Genomic DNA, 17915 nt, shown 5'->3' on the forward strand with positions numbered 1-17915 from the left:
TGCTTATTCGCTCTTTTTTTGATGCGGGAGCCAGCAAGAAAGAAATTGAAACCTGTGCGGCCTGCAGCTGCGCGGGTTTTGTCGTTTCAGGGCAGAATAACTTGATTGTTCATAAGGAAAGCATGGTATGATACCATAAAATCAATTTCAAGTTATAGGTGGAGGAACGAGATAGAGATGAATGATACAGTTATAAGAGCAGTCCATGAGCAAGATATTCCGCAGCTTTTGGATTTAATGGTTCAATACATTGTCGATTTTTATAACAGACCGATGCCCAATGAACAATCCCTTGAAAATTTGATACGGCAATTGCTCGCTAATCCAGCAAGCGGTATGCAATTTTGTGCGGAGAGAGACGGAAAGCTGGTCGGATTTGCAACCTTGTATTTTACCTTTAGTACTCTGCAAGTAAAAAGAGCTGCCATATTAAACGATTTATTTGTTTTAACAGAGGCCAGGGGAGCGAAATTGGGCGAGAAATTGTTTCAAGTCTGCTTGGCCTTTGTAAGAGAGAATGATTTCGCATATATGACGTGGGAAACGGCAAAGGATAATTTAATCGCGCAGTCTCTCTATAATAAAATGGGGGGTCATCTATCGGAATGGGTGTCCTATGAAATGAGTTAATATGTTTATTCGATACGCTCCTTATAAGCAAGCGAGTACTACAGCTCAATAAAACAACCAAGACACGGCTGCCGTAAAGAACGGAGGTTTGTCTTCATCCGGGAGGAGACAGATGTGAGCCCGATTCGATTAACCCGCAAAAGCTTCTCGCAAAAATTAATTGCCAGCCTCGCCGTTATTATTCTGTTCACCTTTGCCGTTTCGGGCTATATAAGCTACAAAATTCATCTCAACTTGTTCACAGACGAGATCAGCGAGCAGTTTTCCAAGACGAACGAGCAGGCGGCGGCCAGGCTCGATTTGCAGATTCGCGACATTTACCGGATTTCCAATTTTATCGTGTTCCACCCTTATGTGCAGCAGGTGCTTGAGCGTTCGGCACAGACCGAGCAGCGGGAAACGTACACCCAGCTTTCGGACCAGGATGAGCTGAACCAGCTGTTGTTTCAGGTCAAATACGACGAGCCGAAGCTGATCGGGATGTATCTTTACGACACCATGGAAAACGGATTTATATTTAGCGGGACGAATAGCTCATTTACGAATCAGCTGCCGAAGGAAGCATTTGCGCACATCCAAGCATCGCTCGAAGGGTCGTTCGGCAACCTGATCTGGTTTCCTCTGCAGCTGCCCAGCCGGAAGGCGGAATCGGGCTATCAGACTTTTTTTGCGGCGGCCCGGCAGATGAAGACGGTACAGCAGGAGCCGTACGGCACGATGGTGATGCTGTTCGATCAGTCCCTGATTTCCGAATATTTGAACGATCTGGTCAAGGATGCGCAGGCCAATGTTTTTTTGTATGACAAAATGGATCATCTCGTCTTTAGCGATATATCGGACCCGGGGGAGGCGCCCAAGCCTGGAGACGTGATAAACCGCAGCACGATGGATGTGGACAGTAAACCGTATTTGTACGCGAAGAGCCGCTCCGGCCAAGTTGACTTCACTCTGATCAGCCGTGTTTCGCTGGATTCGCTGCAATCGCGCAGCGGGATTATTTTTCAAGTGAATCTGCTGATCGGCATTATCAGCCTGTTGTTCGCCGGGGTACTGGTAGCATGGACAGGCAGCCGGCTGCTTCGCCCTCTGCGAGAACTGGTTCGGGGGATGGCCCGGATGAAGGAGGGCGATATGAAAACCCGGCTTGCGGTGCGTACGGACGATGAACTGGGCTTTCTGGCTCGAAACTTCAACTCGATGGCGGAGCACGTGGATACGTTAATCAAGGAAGTATACGAGCGGCAGCTAAGCGAACGCGAAGCGGAGCTTATCGCACTGCAGGCTCAGCTCAATCCCCATTTTCTCCATAATACGCTGGATACGATCTATTGGATGGTTTATTTGAAGGATGACCGGGAGACCGCCACGCTCGTTGTATCGCTATCCGATATGCTGCGGTATGCTCTGGAGCCGGTTGAGACCGAGACGACGCTGGAAGACGAGCTGAACCAGATTCGCAGCTATTTGACCATTCAGAATCACCGGTTCGGCCATCAGCTCGAGACAATCGTTGAAATGGAGGAGGAGCTCGCGCACATCCCTGTGCCCCGGCTCATTCTCCAGCCGCTTGTCGAAAATGCGTTCGTCCACGCCTTCACCGACATGCCTTCCGGTCAGATGCTCAGCATCCGGGCCTACCGGGGGATGACGAGGGCTGGTACGGAGACGCCAGAAGCGGCCCCGGCCATTGTCATCGAGATTATGGATAACGGCAAGGGGATGACGGCGGAGCTGATCCGCTCTTTCCTGGGCTCGGCGCGGGGCGCCCGGAGACAGCTCCAGACGGGTGAAATCGCTCCTGCGAAAGAGAAGCGGAGGCGCACTCACATTGGGATTCGCAGTGTAATCCGGAGACTCGATCTGCTCTACGGCGAGCCGTACGGACTGCAGATTCAATCCGTGAACGGAGCGGGAACGACATTCAGCGTGTATTTACCACGGGGAGGGAAAACAGCCGATGGCAGGTAGCATCATGATCGTAGACGATGAGCCGTTAATCCGCAGGGGACTCCGAAAGCTGATCGAGACCAACGAGCTCGGCTGGAGCGTGGCCGGTGAAGCCAGTAACGGGCAGGAGGCGCTGCTGCAGCTCGAGCAGCTGAAGCCGAACCTGATCCTAAGCGATATTCGGATGCCCGTGATGGACGGGCTTGAGCTGGCCCGGCACATTTCGGAGCGTAACTGCGGGACGGCGGTTATTCTTCTGACCGGCTTCCGGGATTTTGAATACGCCCAAGCAGCGGTACGGTACGGCGTAAAAGATTTTTTGCTGAAGCCGTGTCCCGAGGAGGAGATTTGCCGTGTGCTTCGGCAAGCCTACGAGCAGCTTAGGGTGAAGGCGGAGCAGAGGCGTGTCCGGGAGGAGCCATGCCTTGCGCTCGGTTCTCCTGAGATTGCCTCAACCGGCAGGGGAGCCGCCCCGAACGATGTGCTGGCTGAACGGGCGGGACTTCTGGCTGGTCAGCGTGGAGACGTTTCTCCCTGAAGGCAAACAATACCGGGCCGAGGATATAGAGCTGCTGCAGTTCGCGATAAGCAACATCGCTGCGGAGCTGATGACGATCCGGGGGCGCGAGGGACGCTGGATGACGGTGGAATACGGGCGGTTTGCCTTTTTTCTCGAGCCGGACTCCGAAGACGCGGCCTTCTTCGATCATTTGCTGAGGACGGTGCATCGTCTGCTGGGGCTCCCTGTAAAAGCATTCCGGCTCGGACAGGTCAAGACGGAAGAGGATGCGGAGCAGCTGTATGTCATGCACAACGCCGCTTCGCCGCTCCTTGTGTCTTCCGACAGCAAGTACAGACGGATCGACGAAGCGAAGGTACAGGCGCTGCATGCGGAAATTACATCCCTCCTGCTGCTCGGCAAACACTCGGAGATGGGTACCATCCTCCGGCAAAGCTTCGAGAGCCGCCCGGAAGTGTCGCTGCCCGAGCGGAAAGCGGATGCGCTCTGCCTGGCCATGGTCATCCGCGAGGTGCAGCGCAAGGAGCTGGAGCAAGAAGCGGAGCCGGGGGACATCGCCTCCGAGCTGGAAGGTCTCCTGGGGCTGCTGTCGATCCCTGCAGTCGACGAATGGATTTCGGAGCGGATCGCTTTGCTGGAGCGAGTTACCGCACAATGGCTGGAGGAGCGCAGGAGCGGACTGGTTGAGCGGGCTATCCGCTATCTGGAGCAGCATTATAGGGAGGAATGCAGTCTTGCGGCTGTAGCTGCCCACGTCCATTTGAATCCGAACTACTTCAGCAACCTGTTCAAGAAGCAGACGGGCGAAAGCTTCAGCGGCTATCTAACCCGGCTTAGGATGGAGAAAGCCAAGCTGCTCTTAACGAATACGGACATGAAAATCATCGAGATCGCCCAAGCGGTCGGATACGCAGATTCGAATTACTTTGCTACAGCCTTCAAGCAGTCGGCAGGCTGCTCGCCAAGTGAATACCGCAAGCAGCCTTGCACTTGAACCATAGCACCCTGACGGAGATTCGCGCCGTTCAGGGTGTTTCTTTTTTTCACTTCTGTAAAAATTCAAGATTTGTCCGTAGAGAATGAAGGCATCCTCAGCGGGGTTCGATTTACAATGAAGGGGCGAACGAAACAGAGAGGAGCAACAAAGCTATGGCAACCGTACGAACCTCCGGGAACTCCGCAGTCATGACCGAGGAATCGCCAGCTGCAGCCGAGCTGCAGCGAAGGATGAGACAGGCGGCGCGCCGCCGAAGATGGAAAGCGAATATTCCGCTGATGCTGCTTTTTATACCCGGACTGCTCTATTATGTATTATTCAAGTATGTCCCGATGGGGGGCCTGATTATAGCCTTCAAGGATTACAATTTTTTTGACGGGGTGCTGGACAGTCCCTGGGTCGGTACGCAAAACTTCGAGACGATCTTCAAGCAGCCGCAGCCGCTGAACATTATCCGCAATACGATTGTGCTCAGTCTCTTGAACGTCATTGTGGGCTTTCCGTTCCCGATTCTTCTCGCGATTCTGCTGAACGAGGTCAGAAGAACGTGGTATAAGAGATGGATTCAGACCATTGTATATTTGCCGCATTTTTTCTCCTGGGTCATTATCGGGGGTTTTATCTTCACTTTGTTCGCTACGGAATCCGGGACCATCAATCAGCTGCTGAAGGGATGGCTGGCAGAGCCTTTTCCCTTCCTATTCAATCCCGGATCATGGATTGCGATCTATGTAGGCTCCGGCATCTGGAAGGAGATGGGGTTCAGCGCGATCATCTACCTGGCCGCCCTCACTTCGATTGACCCCAGCTTGTACGAATCGGCCAGCTTGGATGGGGCGAATAAGCTGCAGCAGATCAGACACGTCACGCTTCCCGGCATCAGTACGACGATCGTTCTGTTGTTCATTCTGGCTATGGGACGCGTCATGGAGGTCGGCTTCGATCACGTCTATGTGCTGCAGAATGCCGTCGTATCCAACGTAGCGGACGTGATCAGCACTTACATGTACCGGGTAGGTCTGCAGGGAGCGCAGTTTAGTCTGACTACGGCTATGGGCTTGTTTGAATCGATTGTCGGTTTAATTCTCGTACTCAGCGCCAATGCGTTGGCGCGCAGGTTCGACCGGGGACTTTGGTAGATGAGGAGGAAATAGGATGAGAGCTTCATTGGGAGAAAAATGGTTTTACATCATCAATAACATCGTTCTGGCCTTACTCGGGCTGACTTGCCTGTTTCCGTTAATCAATACGATTGCGATTGCCTTCAGCGATACGGCTGCGATCGAAGCGGGACGCGTCAGCTTCTATCCGATCGGGTGGAATACGGAAGCCTTTACTTCATTGCTTACAGGGACGCCGATTATAGGCGCTTTTCGGAATAGCGTAGTCATAACGGTTATCGGTGTGGTGCTCAGCATGGCCGCAACGATCATGACCGCTTATCCGATTTCCCGCCGCATCTTCTACGGCCGGCGATTCTTTACATTGGCTATGGTATTTACCATCATGTTCTCCGGAGGTCTGATTCCGACCTATCTCGTCGTAAAATCACTCGGGCTCATGAATTCGTACTTTGCCCTTTGGCTGCCGGCGCTGGTAAGCACATACAATATGCTGATCATGAGGACCTTCTTCGAGAATATCCCAAGCGAAATCGACGACGCATCCAGAATCGACGGGTGCTCCGAGCTTGCTTACCTGCTCCGTATCGTGCTGCCGCTGTCCTTGCCGGTCATCGCCACCTTGACCTTATTTTATGGCGTGACGTACTGGAACACGTTCCTGCCTGTATTGATTTACATCCAGGACACCGGCAGATTCAACCTGACGGTACTTGTACAAAATATGATTCAGAGCCAGAATTTGCTGCAGGAGCTGGTAAACAGCGGCGTCACATCGGGGGTGCAGGCCAATGTCGTGCCCGAATCGTTGAAAGCCGCCGGCGTGCTCGTTATCGTGCTGCCGATGCTTGCAGTGTATCCTTTTCTGCAGAAATTTTTTGTGAAAGGTGTTATGCTTGGTTCCGTCAAGGGCTGAGCTGATCATATATAGCATCTATTGATTGGAGAGGGGTTTCCGTATGACAAAGCAACGATTGGTAACCGGTGTACTGCTTTTTACGATGACGGGAGGCGCACTGCTTGCAGGCTGCTCGTCCAAATCCGATGGGGCACAGAGCGGAACAAGCGGCTCCAATGCCGAACCGAAGAAAGATATTTCCGTTTCCATCTATGACCGGGGCAACGTGTCGCCGGATGAAGGGACTATTGAGAACAACCGCTGGACCAAGTGGATGAACGAGAACGGACCGGCGAATGTGAAATACGTTGCCATTCCGCGCGCCAAGCCGGAGGAGAAGATTAACGTGCTCTATGCCTCAGGCAGCGCCCCGGACCTGCTGTTCGAATATTCTCCGAAAACCAAGGACACCCTTCAGCAGCAGAAGCAGTTCATGCCGATTGACGAACTCATTGATAAATACAGCACGGAATATAAGAAGGTACTGCAGGATAATCCGGCTCTGAAAAAAGCAGGCTCCAAAAGCGACGGAAAGCTGTACTATTTCGGGAAAATCAACTGGGTTGAGCCGAACCGCGGTCTGTTGATCCGAACCGATTGGCTGAAGAAGCTCGGTCTCTCCGTACCTCAGACGACCGACGAGCTGTACAACGTGTTAAAAGCGTTTGCAGAGCAGGACCCTGACGGCAACGGCAAGAAGGATACGTACGGCATTTCCCTCAGCAGCAACTCGAACTTCAGTCTGAAGCAAATGTTCGGAGCCACCTCCAAATGGGTTGTTAAAAACAACGAGCTGGCGCTTGATTGGGACCGTCAGAAGGAATATTATACCTTTGCCAAACGTCTTTATGACGAAGGCTTGATCGATAAGGATTTTACAACGGATACGAACGGTGCCAAGGCTAAGCAGGACTTTATTACCGGCAAGGTCGGCATTTACGGTTTCCTTACCTCGGATGTGGTCACGGATACATTGATGGGGACTATCGATCCGCTCAAGAAAAATGTATCCGGAGCCGAGGTCGCGTTCATGCCGTATCCGAAGAGCTCTTTCGGCGCCTTCGTACCGACATTCAAAAATCCGGTGCAGATGGTCGCGGCGATCAGCGCAACGGCGAAGAACCCGGAAGCTGTGGTCAAGTACATCGACTTTTCGCTTAAGGACACGACGACGAAAGCGCTGGATTACGGGATTGAAGGGACGCATTACAAAATGACCGACGGCTGCCCGGAAATTATGGACGCCGGCAAGTCGAAGAAGCAGGTAGCGGATCTTACGCTCGACATGAGAATGCTGGAAAATATCGGCATCAGCTATAATAAATGCGATGTACCTATGGTGGCATTCAAGAGCGATCCGCGTAAGGACGAATATCAGAATACTTACGATTCGTTCCGTTCCACTTACATGACGTTCGATAGAGGCTACCCGGAGCTGACGCATTCCGAGCATATGCCTACACCGCCGAAAGACCTTAATGCTGTTGAAACGAATGCCGACAAAACCGTCGGCGATATTTGGCTCAAAGCCACGGTGAGCGGAAGCAAGTACAGCATCGAGCAGGCGATGAAGGATGCGCAGGATGCCTGGTCCAAGGCCGGCGGTGCGCAGGTGGAGGATTGGTACAAGAAATGGTACGAAACCGACCGCAGCAATTCAATCCTGGCTGACGACATTTTTGATATTGCCAAAAAGCAAAATGAGCAGTACAAAATAATTGTCCAAGATATGAAGTAAAGACGAAGGGATGGAGGTATTCTCCATCCTTTTTCTTACAGTAAAGAAGCTGCATCGGAGGGATAAAAGTGAAAACTGTGTTTATTTTAATGGACTCGTTAAATCGTCATTACTTGAATGCCTATGGGCCCTCTTGGGTTCAAACCCCTAATATCGACCGGCTTGCGGAGAAGGGCGCCGTTTTCGACAACCATTATGCCGGTTCTCTGCCGTGCATGCCTGCCCGCAGAGAAATCATGACAGGCCGTCTTAATTTCCTGGAATCGGGCTGGTGTCCGCTGCAGCCCTTTGACGAAGCGTATCCCCAAGTGCTGAGAAAGCAATCCGGCACCTACAGCCATATGATTACGGATCATTACCATTACTTTGAAGCGTCGGGCTCAGGCTATCAGACCCCTTTTAACACTTGGGAGTTTATTCGCGGTCAAGAGGGCGACCCTTGGCAGCCTCGCGTGAAGAATCCCGAGATTCCCGTCTACCGCGGAAAAAACCGCCGGCAGGACTGGGTCAATCGCAGCTGTATGGATCTCGAGAGAGAGGAAGATTATCCGACCACCCAATGCTTTATGCGGGGGATCGATTTTTTGCAGAACAATCATGACCAGGATAATTGGCTGCTGCATCTGGAAGTATTCGATCCCCATGAGCCGTTCGTTTGTCCGCAGAAATACCGCGATCTATACCAAGATAGCTGGAACGGGCCGTACCATTTTGATTGGCCCAGCTATGCGCCTGTGGTCACGGAACACGAAGGCCCTGAGGCGATCGACCATATCCGCAAATGCTATGCCGGTACGCTGACGATGGCCGACGTGTGGCTGGGAAAATTGCTCGACAAGATGGATGAGCTTGATTTATGGAAGGATACAACCGTAATTCTGACGACGGACCACGGGCATTTGCTCGGAGAGCATGGGTACTGGGCCAAAAACTACATGTTCGATTACCGGAAGCTGGCGCATATTCCGCTTATTGCATACCGGCCCGGCTCGCCGATGAATGGAAAACGGGTGGCGGCGCTCACCACGACCATCGATTTGATGCCAACCCTGCTGGAGCTGCACGGAGCCGTTCCGTCCGGGTATGTACAGGGGAAATCGCTGGCACACCTGCTGCAAAAAGACGAACAGCACCATGAGGCCGTTCTCTACGGCTACTTTGCCAAAGACATTAATCTGACCGACGGCCGCTACACGTACACTCGCCAGCCGCTGGAGGATTCCGTTGCCTACCATCATACGGCGACACCGGTGATATCCGCTCAAGCCTCGCTGCAATACGAGCATGCCGAGCTCGGGAGATTTTTGCCGCAAACAACAATGGCGGTCTATCGTACAGCGGAAGCATCGCGTAAACATCATAACGCGCCGGAGCATCCTTTATTGTACGATATCGAGCAGGATCCGGAGCAGCAATCTGCCCTTCAAAATCCTGCATTGGAAGAGCGGTATGCTGCCAAGCTCTATCAGCTGCTTAAGCAGTACCAGGCGCCGGAATGGCAGTACGCGAGAATGGGCTATGTTTAATTTGAACTTCGCAGGTTTGGATAAGCAAAGGTAATCATTTTAATGAGTTGATTTTGTTTGCAATGTGTTTTAACCTTCATGATAGAGCGACCTCCTGGAGGGGCTTTTTGAGACTATGACCTCATGAGCAGCCCCTCTTGGCGAGCCGCTCTTTTTTGTGCCATAGGAAGGGGATAGCTATGAACATTACGGCTGCAGCGGAAGCTGACTACACGTATTTACTGGAACGCGACCATCATATGATGCAAAGCTTGCTTTTACAAAAGATTAAGCATCGTGAAATCTATATTTTGCGGGATGAAAATGAAACTAATATCGGCTGGTTGAGGTTCGGATATTTTTGGGACAACACCCCTTTTATGAACATGCTATGGATCGAAGAGTCGTATCGCGGTCAGGGGTTAGGGAAGCAAGCTGTCCTTTATTGGGAAGAGGAAATGAGACAGAAGGGAGTGAAGCTGGTCATGACCTCAACCTTGGCTAATGAGGAGGCACAGCATTTCTACAGAAAATTAGGTTACCGGGATGCGGGCTGTCTGCTGCTTGAAAATGAACCGCTGGAAATCATTCTGACTAAACAAATAAGCTGATTCGTCCCGTAGTCAGAGGGATCGAATGATAGGGGCTCCTTGGGCGCTGCGCCTGAAAACGGTATACTATAAGGGAGTGGTGAGTTGACTTCGATTCCTTCACTTAGTGATACATAGGACGATTTTATAGAAACGGATATTTAGGAGAGAGTGCTGTGAGCGAGAATAACCAGCTTCGGGATGTGTTTGACGCCATTGCAGATCCGACACGACGCCGGCTGATTCAGCTGTTAGCTGAGGAGGAGGAGATGCCGCTTCATGAATTAACGGTACAGTTTCAGATGGGCCGTACAGCGGTATCCAAGCATTTGACCATCCTTAAAGAGGCCGGGCTGGTGCTTGACCGAAAAGCAGGCAGAGAAACGCGGTTTAGGCTAAACGCCGCTCCGCTCAGGGAAGTTCAGGATTGGGTGGCCTTCTACAGCAAATTCTGGAGTGCGAATATGCTGCGTTTGAACCGATTATTAGAGGAGGAAGAGCTATAAGTTTAAGCTGTCGGGAAAGTGCAGCAGCCGAATATAAATTTGGAAATTTCCAAGTGGTGTACTATGATAAAATGGATTCCATTATGCGATTCGAGCATACCTAAGGAGTGGTAAACATGGCGCGGGTTTTATTTATTAATGGCGGATCCGAGGGACACATCAATCCAACGATCGGAGTTGTGCAAGAGCTTATTTCGCGCGGCGAAGAGGTCGTGTACTTTTGTATCGAAGCGTACCGGGAGCGGATGGAAAAGACGGGAGCCTCGGTACGAACCTTTGACGATCAAAAATTTATTAAAGCCTTTATCTCGGGCGGAAGAAATTATTTGCTCGAAAGAATCAACGGTCTATTGCTTACGGCGGATGTCGTCATCCCGAGCGTTCTTGAGCAGATCGAAGGAGAGCAATTTGATTATATCATCCATGATTCCATGTTCGGCTGCGGGCGTTTGCTGGCTCAAATGCTTAAGCTTCCTGCCGTCAGCTCCTGTACTTCCTTTGCCCAGACCCAAGATTCGTTCGATCAAATACTGGAACCCTTCTTCACAAATACCCCTGCAGAGATAGTTCAACCGATCCACGATCGATTCCAAAGCCTGACGGCAGGAGTGAAGGATAAATATGGCGTGGAGATCGGCTCTCCTTACGAGGTGTTTTGTAATCCGGCCCCGCTCACCCTCGTTTATACAACAAGGGAGTTTCAGCCTGGCGGGGAGGCATTCGACTCGACTTACAAATTTGTAGGGCCATCCATCTCTTCACGATTCACGCAGGACACCGGCCTTCTTACGGAAATTGAGGGGAAGCAGCCAATCTACATTTCACTGGGGACCGTCTTTAACCAAGCTATTGATTTCTATAAGCTTTGTTTCGAAGCATTCGGGCATACGGAACATACGGTTGTCCTGTCTATTGGCAGCAGAACCTCCATTTCGGATCTAGGGGAAATTCCAGCCAATTTCATCGTGAAAAATTACGTTCCGCAAACGGATGTATTGCAGCACACGCAATTGTTTATTACCCATGGGGGCATGAACAGTACCCATGAAGGTCTGTATTACGGAGTTCCGCTGGTTGTCATCCCGCAAAGCGCGGATCAGCCGATCATTGCCGGGCAGGTCGCGAAGATCGGGGCGGGCGTTAAACTGCAAATGGAGAGCCTGACTGCAGAGCAGCTGCGGGAAGCCGCAGACCAGGTGTTAAGCCAATCGTCTTTCAGGCAGGCCGCTGCCCGTATGGGAGAGTCCCTTCGGAAATCAGGCGGGTATCGCCAAGCGGTGGATGAAATTTTTGAATTTAAGGGTTAATCCAATTTAGCCGGAGGGCATGATTGCCGCGCGCGGCTTTTATTCCTTTAAGGTGATATGAAATGCCGGTGCAGCCGGAGGCGGAGCATTTCTCGGGAACGAGGAATGCTTATTTGCTTTGTCTACTATGAATATGATAATTTAATAACAACAAAAATTTAATATTTATCAGTTATTATTTATTGTGAAACGATAAACTTTATGTTAAATTCAACCTGACAATAATTAAGTGAGGTGCTCTTTATGAAACGAGAAACACTTTTTTTAAAGGCGGCTGTTGTCCTTATCGGCATTCCGGTTCTGGCTATATGCATATTTTTGGTGCCTGAGATAGGGAAGTTTACAGCGGAATTGTACCCCGGCCATACTTATTTGAAATATCTCGTTATCCTTGATTTGTATGCCGCGGCGCTCCCTTTTTACTTTGCTCTGTATCAAGCGTTTAAGCTGTTAAGCTATATTGACAAGAACAAGGCGTTCTCGGAATTGTCTGTAAAAGCTTTAAAGAACATCAAATACAGTGCGCTTATCATCAGCGCCTTGTACGTATTAGGGATGCCGCTCTTTTATATGATCGCGGAGGCGGACGATGCTCCAGGTATCATTTTAATCGGGCTGGTCATCATTTTCGCTGCGCTCGTGATTGCGATTTTTGCCGCTGTGCTTCAAAGGCTGCTAAGAAACGCCATAGATATACAATCGGAGAATGAATTAACGATCTGAGGTGAATAAACCATGGCCATAATAATCAATATTGACGTGATGCTGGCGAAAAGGAAAATGAGCGTAACCGAGCTTTCGGAGAGAGTTGGCATTACAATGGCAAACCTTTCTGTATTAAAAAACGGAAAGGCCAAAGCGATCAGGCTTTCCACGTTAGAGGCGATTTGCAAAGCATTGGAATGCCAGCCCGGGGACATTCTGGAGTACAGAATCGAAGAGGACGCTTAAATGCTATAGACGGATCTCGGCCTCGCAAACCCGCCATATCGGCGGGTTTTTGTTTTTGCTGCATAGGCGAAACCTCGCATAACGCGCCTAATTTGAGCGGCAGTATACGAAAAGGCTTCATCGCAGCGGAAAGATTCACGCCGAGGCTTAAGGCCGCTGAATGTCCAGGCGGACGTCCCGCCCGTCGTCTTTTAAGGAAATGGCCATCCCTTCCGCAGCCCGGGCTTTGATGTCATCGACCCAGGCATCCAGCAGCGCCTTACCGTCCTTCCAGTCCTTCACCTCGCGGAAGGCGGCATAGCCGTCGACCCTGCCGGAAGCCAGATAGTCGTTGGCCGTTACCCGGAACGTACGGCTCGTGTTGAGCTTGCCGTCAATGTAGACCGGGGTTCCGTCGGTCAGCGTAATTTTCGTATATTTATGGCCTTCAGGCTGCCGGTTGTCCCATTCGACCTTCAAGCCCGAGAACTGCAGGGCAGGCAGTTTGGATGCGGAATCGGTCACCTCCAGCAGCCGTTTGATCTGCTCCGCCGTCATGGTGCCGGTCCGGTTATAGCTGCTGAACGGCAGCACCTCGAACATCATGCCGTAAGTCACTTTGCCCGGTTCGATATTCGCAGCAAGCCCGCCGATAGGGGTGAAGGCGATGTCCGACTGCTCCGCTGCGCGCATGGCATCCGTGACGGAATTCCCAAGCGGGGCTGCTCCGTCGCGCTCCTGCCCGCCGTTGACGCCGTAACGGAACGACCGGGCAGTCCACTTATCCGCTGCCTGCGCTATGACGACGTGCGTTTGCTCGCTGGTTTGAGCTTGATACTGTGCGGCAATCTGCTGCACGTCCGGGTCGGGCGTCGTCAGATCCGCATAGGTTTCAAGCAGGCCGGCGCTGGAGGAAACGACCTTGCGGGAGGCTTTATCCACGTAAAGCTGGATATGTCCCAAGCCGTACAGCCGGCTCTCCGATGCGACAACCGGAATGCCGTTGGCGTTCCCGGCAACGCTGCGGTGCGAGTGGCCGCCCACTATCGCGTCGAGCGTATCGGTGCCGGTCCCGTCCGCCAGCTCGGCGAGCTCGCCCTTAATTGGAGCTGACGGGGCAGCCTGTTCTCCGGAAAGACTGGAGATGATGAGCACGAGATCGCAGCCCTTCGCCTTTAATTCTGCGGAAAGCGACTTGGCGTAAGAGAGCGGCTCGGCAAAGGAGAGCCTTTCGATATCGGCCGCTTTGGCCGTCGTTTGCGTTTGGGGAGTCGTGAGGCCGATGATGCCGATTTGGAGTCCGCCTTTGCGGATGATCGTGTAAGGCTGGGCCCAGCCGGCCCGCTTACCCGTCGCATCATCGATAATATTGGCCCCGAGAAGAGGGAAGGGAGCCTGCTTGATATGGTTCATCAGCACATCGCGCCCGAAATAGAACTCATGGCTGCCGATGGCGGCCGCATCGTAAGGCATGCGGGCCATGGCATCAAGGACGGCTTGCCCGTTCGTCGTATCGGAGACGAGCGTTCCCTGCCAGGCGTCTCCGCCGTCGACTACGACAGTGCCTTCCGGGTTAACGGAGCGGTAGTCGTATACGACACCGGCCGCCGTATCGATACCGCCCCGCGCACGGCTGCTCTGTTGATCGAGCCGGCTCTCGATATGGCCGCGGATACCGCCCGTCGCGAGGATGTCGATCTTCTGATAGACGATGGGCTTTATCGCTTTGGCCGCTTCGTCCCGGGTGGCGGCGCCCTGCGGGTGAAAGCTCGCTCCGAGTACGGGATCGAACAACCCGCTGAGCACGGCGTAAGCCACATAAGGCCGGGCCCAGCTGGAGATCGCATCCTTATCTTTAAAATAGTTCAAAACATTCGTATTGACCTTAGGATCGTCACCTTTATTCAAAATTCTTACGATCATGACCGCCAATTCCTCGCGAGTGACGGCCCGGTTCGGCTCAAAGCGTCCGAACTCATTGCCCTGCACGATGCCTGCCGTAACGGCATTGGCTACGGCTTCAAGCTGCCAGTCGTCCAGATCCGGGAACGGCGCGCTCAGGTTATCGCTTGGGGCCAGCTTGGCGGCGCGGTTCACCATCGTGACAAGCTCTGCCCTTGTAATGGGGCGGGAGCCGTGCAAATCGGGATCGTTCGGGTATCCCTCGACGATCCCTTTTTCTTTGGCGAGCTGAAGATCGCTCTTCGGATGAACGGCCGCCGCTGCCGCCGGCTCGGAGGCTTCGGCCGTGGGAAGGAGCCGCGCCCCTGAAAGGCTCTGAAATCCGTACAATGAAGAAGCTAACAGGCAGATGACGCCGACTGCTTTCATTTTCCTAGACTTGTTGAGCATGGTGGTGTCCTCCTAAGAGTTTTTGCGCCAGCAAAACTGGCTTCGAAAGCATACGCTGAGTTTTTGCGCCAGCAAAACTGGCTTTGAAAGCATTTTCTTCTATTATACTTTCAGCCTCGCGAGAAACCTGTAGAAAATTGATAGGCGCCCGAGCCGCGGAATCCTCGTCGTTTTCCCCTTTTTCGACAAGGGGAAGCGGTCTTGACGGCAGCTGTCGATCGCGGTAGCCCGGTCGGCGAGCTAATAAGGCGAAATCATGCTTGCAGCCAGCCATTCAGCTACGGCATGCAAAAAAAACTTGCAGACCCTGTTCCGATAAAATGGAACGTTGTCTACAAGCTGAGCCTGAGCCGGCTCTCACGGGAGGGAGGGTGCTCTTCGGCATGTTGGCTGGGCATTCGTTCTCGTGCTGCATAGCGATACGGGCACTGAGCGTATCCATCGGAGTTATTCGCTCCATTTGGAATGGAGGACACAATCGCAGAAGCTGGGACGTGTATATCCCGGCAGGAGCAGCTCGCAAACATCGGATTTGATGTTGCCGAAGGTCGTTTCCGGCTTGTGCTTGAACCCTTCCAAAAATGCGGGTAAGATCTTCTGCTTGAACTGATTGCGCGGAAAAGCATCAACGACCTGTTGGCGCATTGTTTGCGATATGAGCTCGAAATTTTGTCCCATGACGTCATAACCGACACCGAAATACATAAGCGCTACTTCCGATTCTTTATGTTCCGCTATGCCAAGGGTTGTGTGCAGAGCAATGGAATCCCATACCAGCCGGATCGACTCCTCCGGGACACCGCGGCTTCTTAGAAAATCACGGGCGGCGTTAGCCCCGTCCACTTCAAAGCGTTTGTCCGGGCTGCTGTATTTGGAAGTGAGTCCTATATCGTGGAATAGGGAGCTGATGTAGAGCAATTCAGGATCAAACTTTACACCGTTTTGATTCCCTTGAATGGCGGCAAAAAGAAATACCCGGTTTGAATGATTCCACAACAGCTCGTTACCGTGCTCTTGCAGCAATTCGGCGGCTTCGAGAGCCAGCTTGCTATCGGGAATGGTTACATTCGCGATTAATTTTGACATGGGATCCTGACCTCCTGGTAAATTCATCTGGTACAAGCTTTATTCTAGGGTTCAATATTTGATAGATCAATACTATTGTTTCTATTATAATGATAGATAGAATAAATGATTCAAGCCTGCTGCACAGCCTGCGAGGAGGAAATGCTTTGGAACTAAGACAGCTGGAGTGCTTTAAAACGGTATGCCGTGAGCTGCATTTTACGAGGGCCTCTGAAATACTGGGAATCACACAGCCCACATTGAGCTATCAAATCAAGCTGCTGGAAGACGAGCTGGGCGTTCCCCTTTTTAACCGGATCGGCAAAAAAATATCGATGACGGCAGCCGGGGAAATTTTATATAAGCATTGCCATACGGTCTTTGCTTCTTTGGCGGGAGCCCGTCAGGAAATTCATGAATGGCAGCGCTCCGAGCGCGGATCGCTTGCGGTTGCCGCCTTGATCGGCGAAATCAATGAGCTTGTTTCCCGCTTATTGGGCGAGTTCTACAAGGCGCATCCTAAGCTGCAGTTTACATTACGTGGAATGGAGGATGTCACAAGGCCGCTGATTCTGGAGGAGCTTGATTTCGCCGTGACGATTCTGACGGAAGAGGATGAACGCTTTGAGCAGATACCGCTTTATGAAGAAGAATTTTATTTGGTGACGAATCAGGATCATCCGTTGGCCGGGCATTCGACTGTCCCGTTTGATGAAATCAGAAATCAGCATGTCGTGATGTTCCCCGCAACGCATCGGTGCCGTCAAATGATTGATTCGGTATGCTCGGTTAAGGGCTTTCAATTACATCCCCGGATTGAAACCACGACCATCGAATCTTTGCTGCTCTTGATTGGGGCCGGAGCGGGAGTGTCCATTTTGTCAAAGACCTTGCTGGAGTTATACGATACGCGGGATTTGAAGGTGATTCCGTTGTCGAATCCCTCGCTGCGCAGGAAAGTAGGTATTATTTACCTTAAAAGTAAATATATCGGAGGCGCTGCACGAGCATTTATTCAACTCCTTCAAAAGCACGTTTCACTCGATTGAACCGGGCGGCCGGAGCAACGGCACTGCCCGATGCTGGGAATATCAGGTTTCATGCAGGGGAATGAATCTATAGTTAAAAACCTAAACTCGTTATATAATGATATTTATTCATTTCACACGCCGCGGCGAAGAAATTTATTATTAGAGGTGAACAATGAAAGCTTATTTGGATTTGCTTCAGGATATTTTAGACCATGGCGTACAAAAAGGGGACCGCACCGGAACCGGCACGATATCGGTTTTCGGCCGCCAGCTTCGGGTCGACTTAGCGGAAGGCTTTCCTCTGCTGACGACGAAGAAGCTGCATGTGCGGTCGATCTTTCATGAGCTGCTCTGGTTTTTGAGCGGGGATACGAACATCGGCTATTTGCAGGACAATGGGGTCACCATCTGGGACGAGTGGGCGGATGAGAACGGCGATCTGGGACCGGTCTACGGCTCGCAGTGGCGCTCTTGGCCCGCGCCGGACGGCCGGCATATCGACCAGATCAGCCAGGTTGTCGAGCAGATAAAGCATAATCCCGATTCCCGCAGACATTTGGTCGTAGCCTGGAATCCGGCGGAGGTGGACCGGATGGCGCTGCCGCCTTGCCACTATGCATTTCAATTTTATGTAGCGGAGGGCAAGCTGTCCTGCATGTTCCAGATGCGGTCGGTCGATACGTTCCTTTTTCGGTAGGAAAAAATATTGATTAAGACAGGAGGGAATTGATATAAAAGTTGTGGGCGTAGCCCAAGCGGGAGCGTCCAGAAGTAGGAA

The 17915-nt window shown here is 51.9% G+C and carries 16 protein-coding genes and 1 pseudogene; 15 read left to right on the top strand and 2 right to left on the bottom strand.

Translation table 11 applies throughout. The annotated features are described in order from the left end of the window. The first annotated feature begins 177 nt into the window (after positions 1-177). From ACHHV8_RS01405 to ACHHV8_RS01465, 13 genes are all read left to right on the top strand, one after another. Entirely contained in the window at positions 178-630 is a 453-nt protein-coding gene (locus tag ACHHV8_RS01405) for a GNAT family N-acetyltransferase (protein WP_395156115.1), read from the top strand. A gap of 114 nt (positions 631-744) precedes the next feature. Next, entirely contained in the window at positions 745-2598 is a 1854-nt protein-coding gene (locus ACHHV8_RS01410; protein WP_395156117.1) for a sensor histidine kinase, read from the top strand. Continuing rightward, positions 2588-3115 (top strand): response regulator, encoded by a 528-nt coding sequence (locus ACHHV8_RS01415; RefSeq protein WP_395156119.1) that lies wholly within the window; start codon positions 2588-2590, stop codon positions 3113-3115. Before ACHHV8_RS01410 ends, ACHHV8_RS01415 begins: the two co-directional genes overlap by 11 nt. Beyond that, a complete protein-coding gene (locus ACHHV8_RS01420) occupies positions 3057-4091 on the top strand; it encodes a helix-turn-helix transcriptional regulator (RefSeq protein WP_395156121.1) in 1035 nt (344 codons plus the stop codon). The genes ACHHV8_RS01415 and ACHHV8_RS01420 overlap by 59 nt, the downstream gene beginning before the upstream one ends. 155 nt (positions 4092-4246) lie before the next feature. After that, positions 4247-5233 carry an ABC transporter permease gene (locus ACHHV8_RS01425; RefSeq protein WP_395156123.1) on the top strand — a complete coding sequence of 329 codons (987 nt, stop codon included), beginning with the start codon at positions 4247-4249 and terminating at the stop codon, positions 5231-5233. A gap of 16 nt (positions 5234-5249) precedes the next feature. After that, complete coding sequence (locus tag ACHHV8_RS01430) at positions 5250-6131, top strand: carbohydrate ABC transporter permease (protein ID WP_395156125.1); 882 nt, start codon at positions 5250-5252, stop codon at positions 6129-6131. 43 nt (positions 6132-6174) lie between these two features. Beyond that, positions 6175-7851, top strand: coding sequence for a type 2 periplasmic-binding domain-containing protein (locus tag ACHHV8_RS01435; protein WP_395156127.1), 1677 nt, complete (start codon positions 6175-6177; stop codon positions 7849-7851). 68 nt (positions 7852-7919) lie between these two features. Continuing rightward, a complete protein-coding gene (locus tag ACHHV8_RS01440) occupies positions 7920-9377 on the top strand; it encodes a sulfatase (protein WP_395156129.1) in 1458 nt (485 codons plus the stop codon). Between the two features lie 179 nt (positions 9378-9556). Further along, positions 9557-9967, top strand: a complete 411-nt coding sequence (locus ACHHV8_RS01445; RefSeq protein WP_395156131.1) for a GNAT family N-acetyltransferase — start codon at positions 9557-9559, stop codon at positions 9965-9967. 155 nt (positions 9968-10122) lie between these two features. Then, on the top strand, positions 10123-10452 hold the full coding sequence (locus tag ACHHV8_RS01450; protein WP_395156133.1) for an ArsR/SmtB family transcription factor: 330 nt from the start codon (positions 10123-10125) through the stop codon (positions 10450-10452). A gap of 116 nt (positions 10453-10568) precedes the next feature. Then, on the top strand, positions 10569-11759 hold the full coding sequence (locus ACHHV8_RS01455; protein ID WP_395156135.1) for a macrolide family glycosyltransferase: 1191 nt from the start codon (positions 10569-10571) through the stop codon (positions 11757-11759). A 243-nt stretch (positions 11760-12002) separates the two neighbouring features. Beyond that, positions 12003-12482, top strand: coding sequence for a DUF2975 domain-containing protein (locus ACHHV8_RS01460; RefSeq protein ID WP_395156137.1), 480 nt, complete (start codon positions 12003-12005; stop codon positions 12480-12482). A 12-nt stretch (positions 12483-12494) separates the two neighbouring features. Continuing rightward, positions 12495-12710 (top strand): helix-turn-helix domain-containing protein, encoded by a 216-nt coding sequence (locus ACHHV8_RS01465; protein WP_395156139.1) that lies wholly within the window; start codon positions 12495-12497, stop codon positions 12708-12710. A 147-nt stretch (positions 12711-12857) separates the two neighbouring features. Here the strand turns inward: ACHHV8_RS01465 and ACHHV8_RS01470 are convergent, their stop codons facing one another. After that, positions 12858-15041: a 5'-nucleotidase C-terminal domain-containing protein gene (locus ACHHV8_RS01470; protein ID WP_395156141.1), complete on the bottom strand. Its 2184-nt coding sequence runs from the start codon at positions 15039-15041 to the stop codon at positions 12858-12860. 447 nt (positions 15042-15488) lie between these two features. Continuing rightward, positions 15489-16127, bottom strand: a complete 639-nt coding sequence (locus ACHHV8_RS01475) for an HD domain-containing protein (protein ID WP_395156143.1) — start codon at positions 16125-16127, stop codon at positions 15489-15491. A gap of 146 nt (positions 16128-16273) precedes the next feature. Here ACHHV8_RS01475 and ACHHV8_RS01480 point away from each other — a divergent pair, with 146 nt between their 5' ends. Both ACHHV8_RS01480 and thyA read left to right on the top strand, forming a co-directional pair. Further along, entirely contained in the window at positions 16274-17155 is an 882-nt protein-coding gene (locus ACHHV8_RS01480; RefSeq protein WP_395156145.1) for a LysR family transcriptional regulator, read from the top strand. Between the two features lie 154 nt (positions 17156-17309). After that, positions 17310-17825: pseudogene (thyA, locus tag ACHHV8_RS01485) on the top strand (thymidylate synthase); the annotation flags it as partial. Between the last annotated feature and the right edge of the window lie 90 nt (positions 17826-17915).

Origin of the sequence: Paenibacillus sp. TAB_01 (assembly GCF_043945595.1) — a bacterium.
GTDB lineage: Bacteria > Bacillota > Bacilli > Paenibacillales > NBRC-103111 > Paenibacillus_S.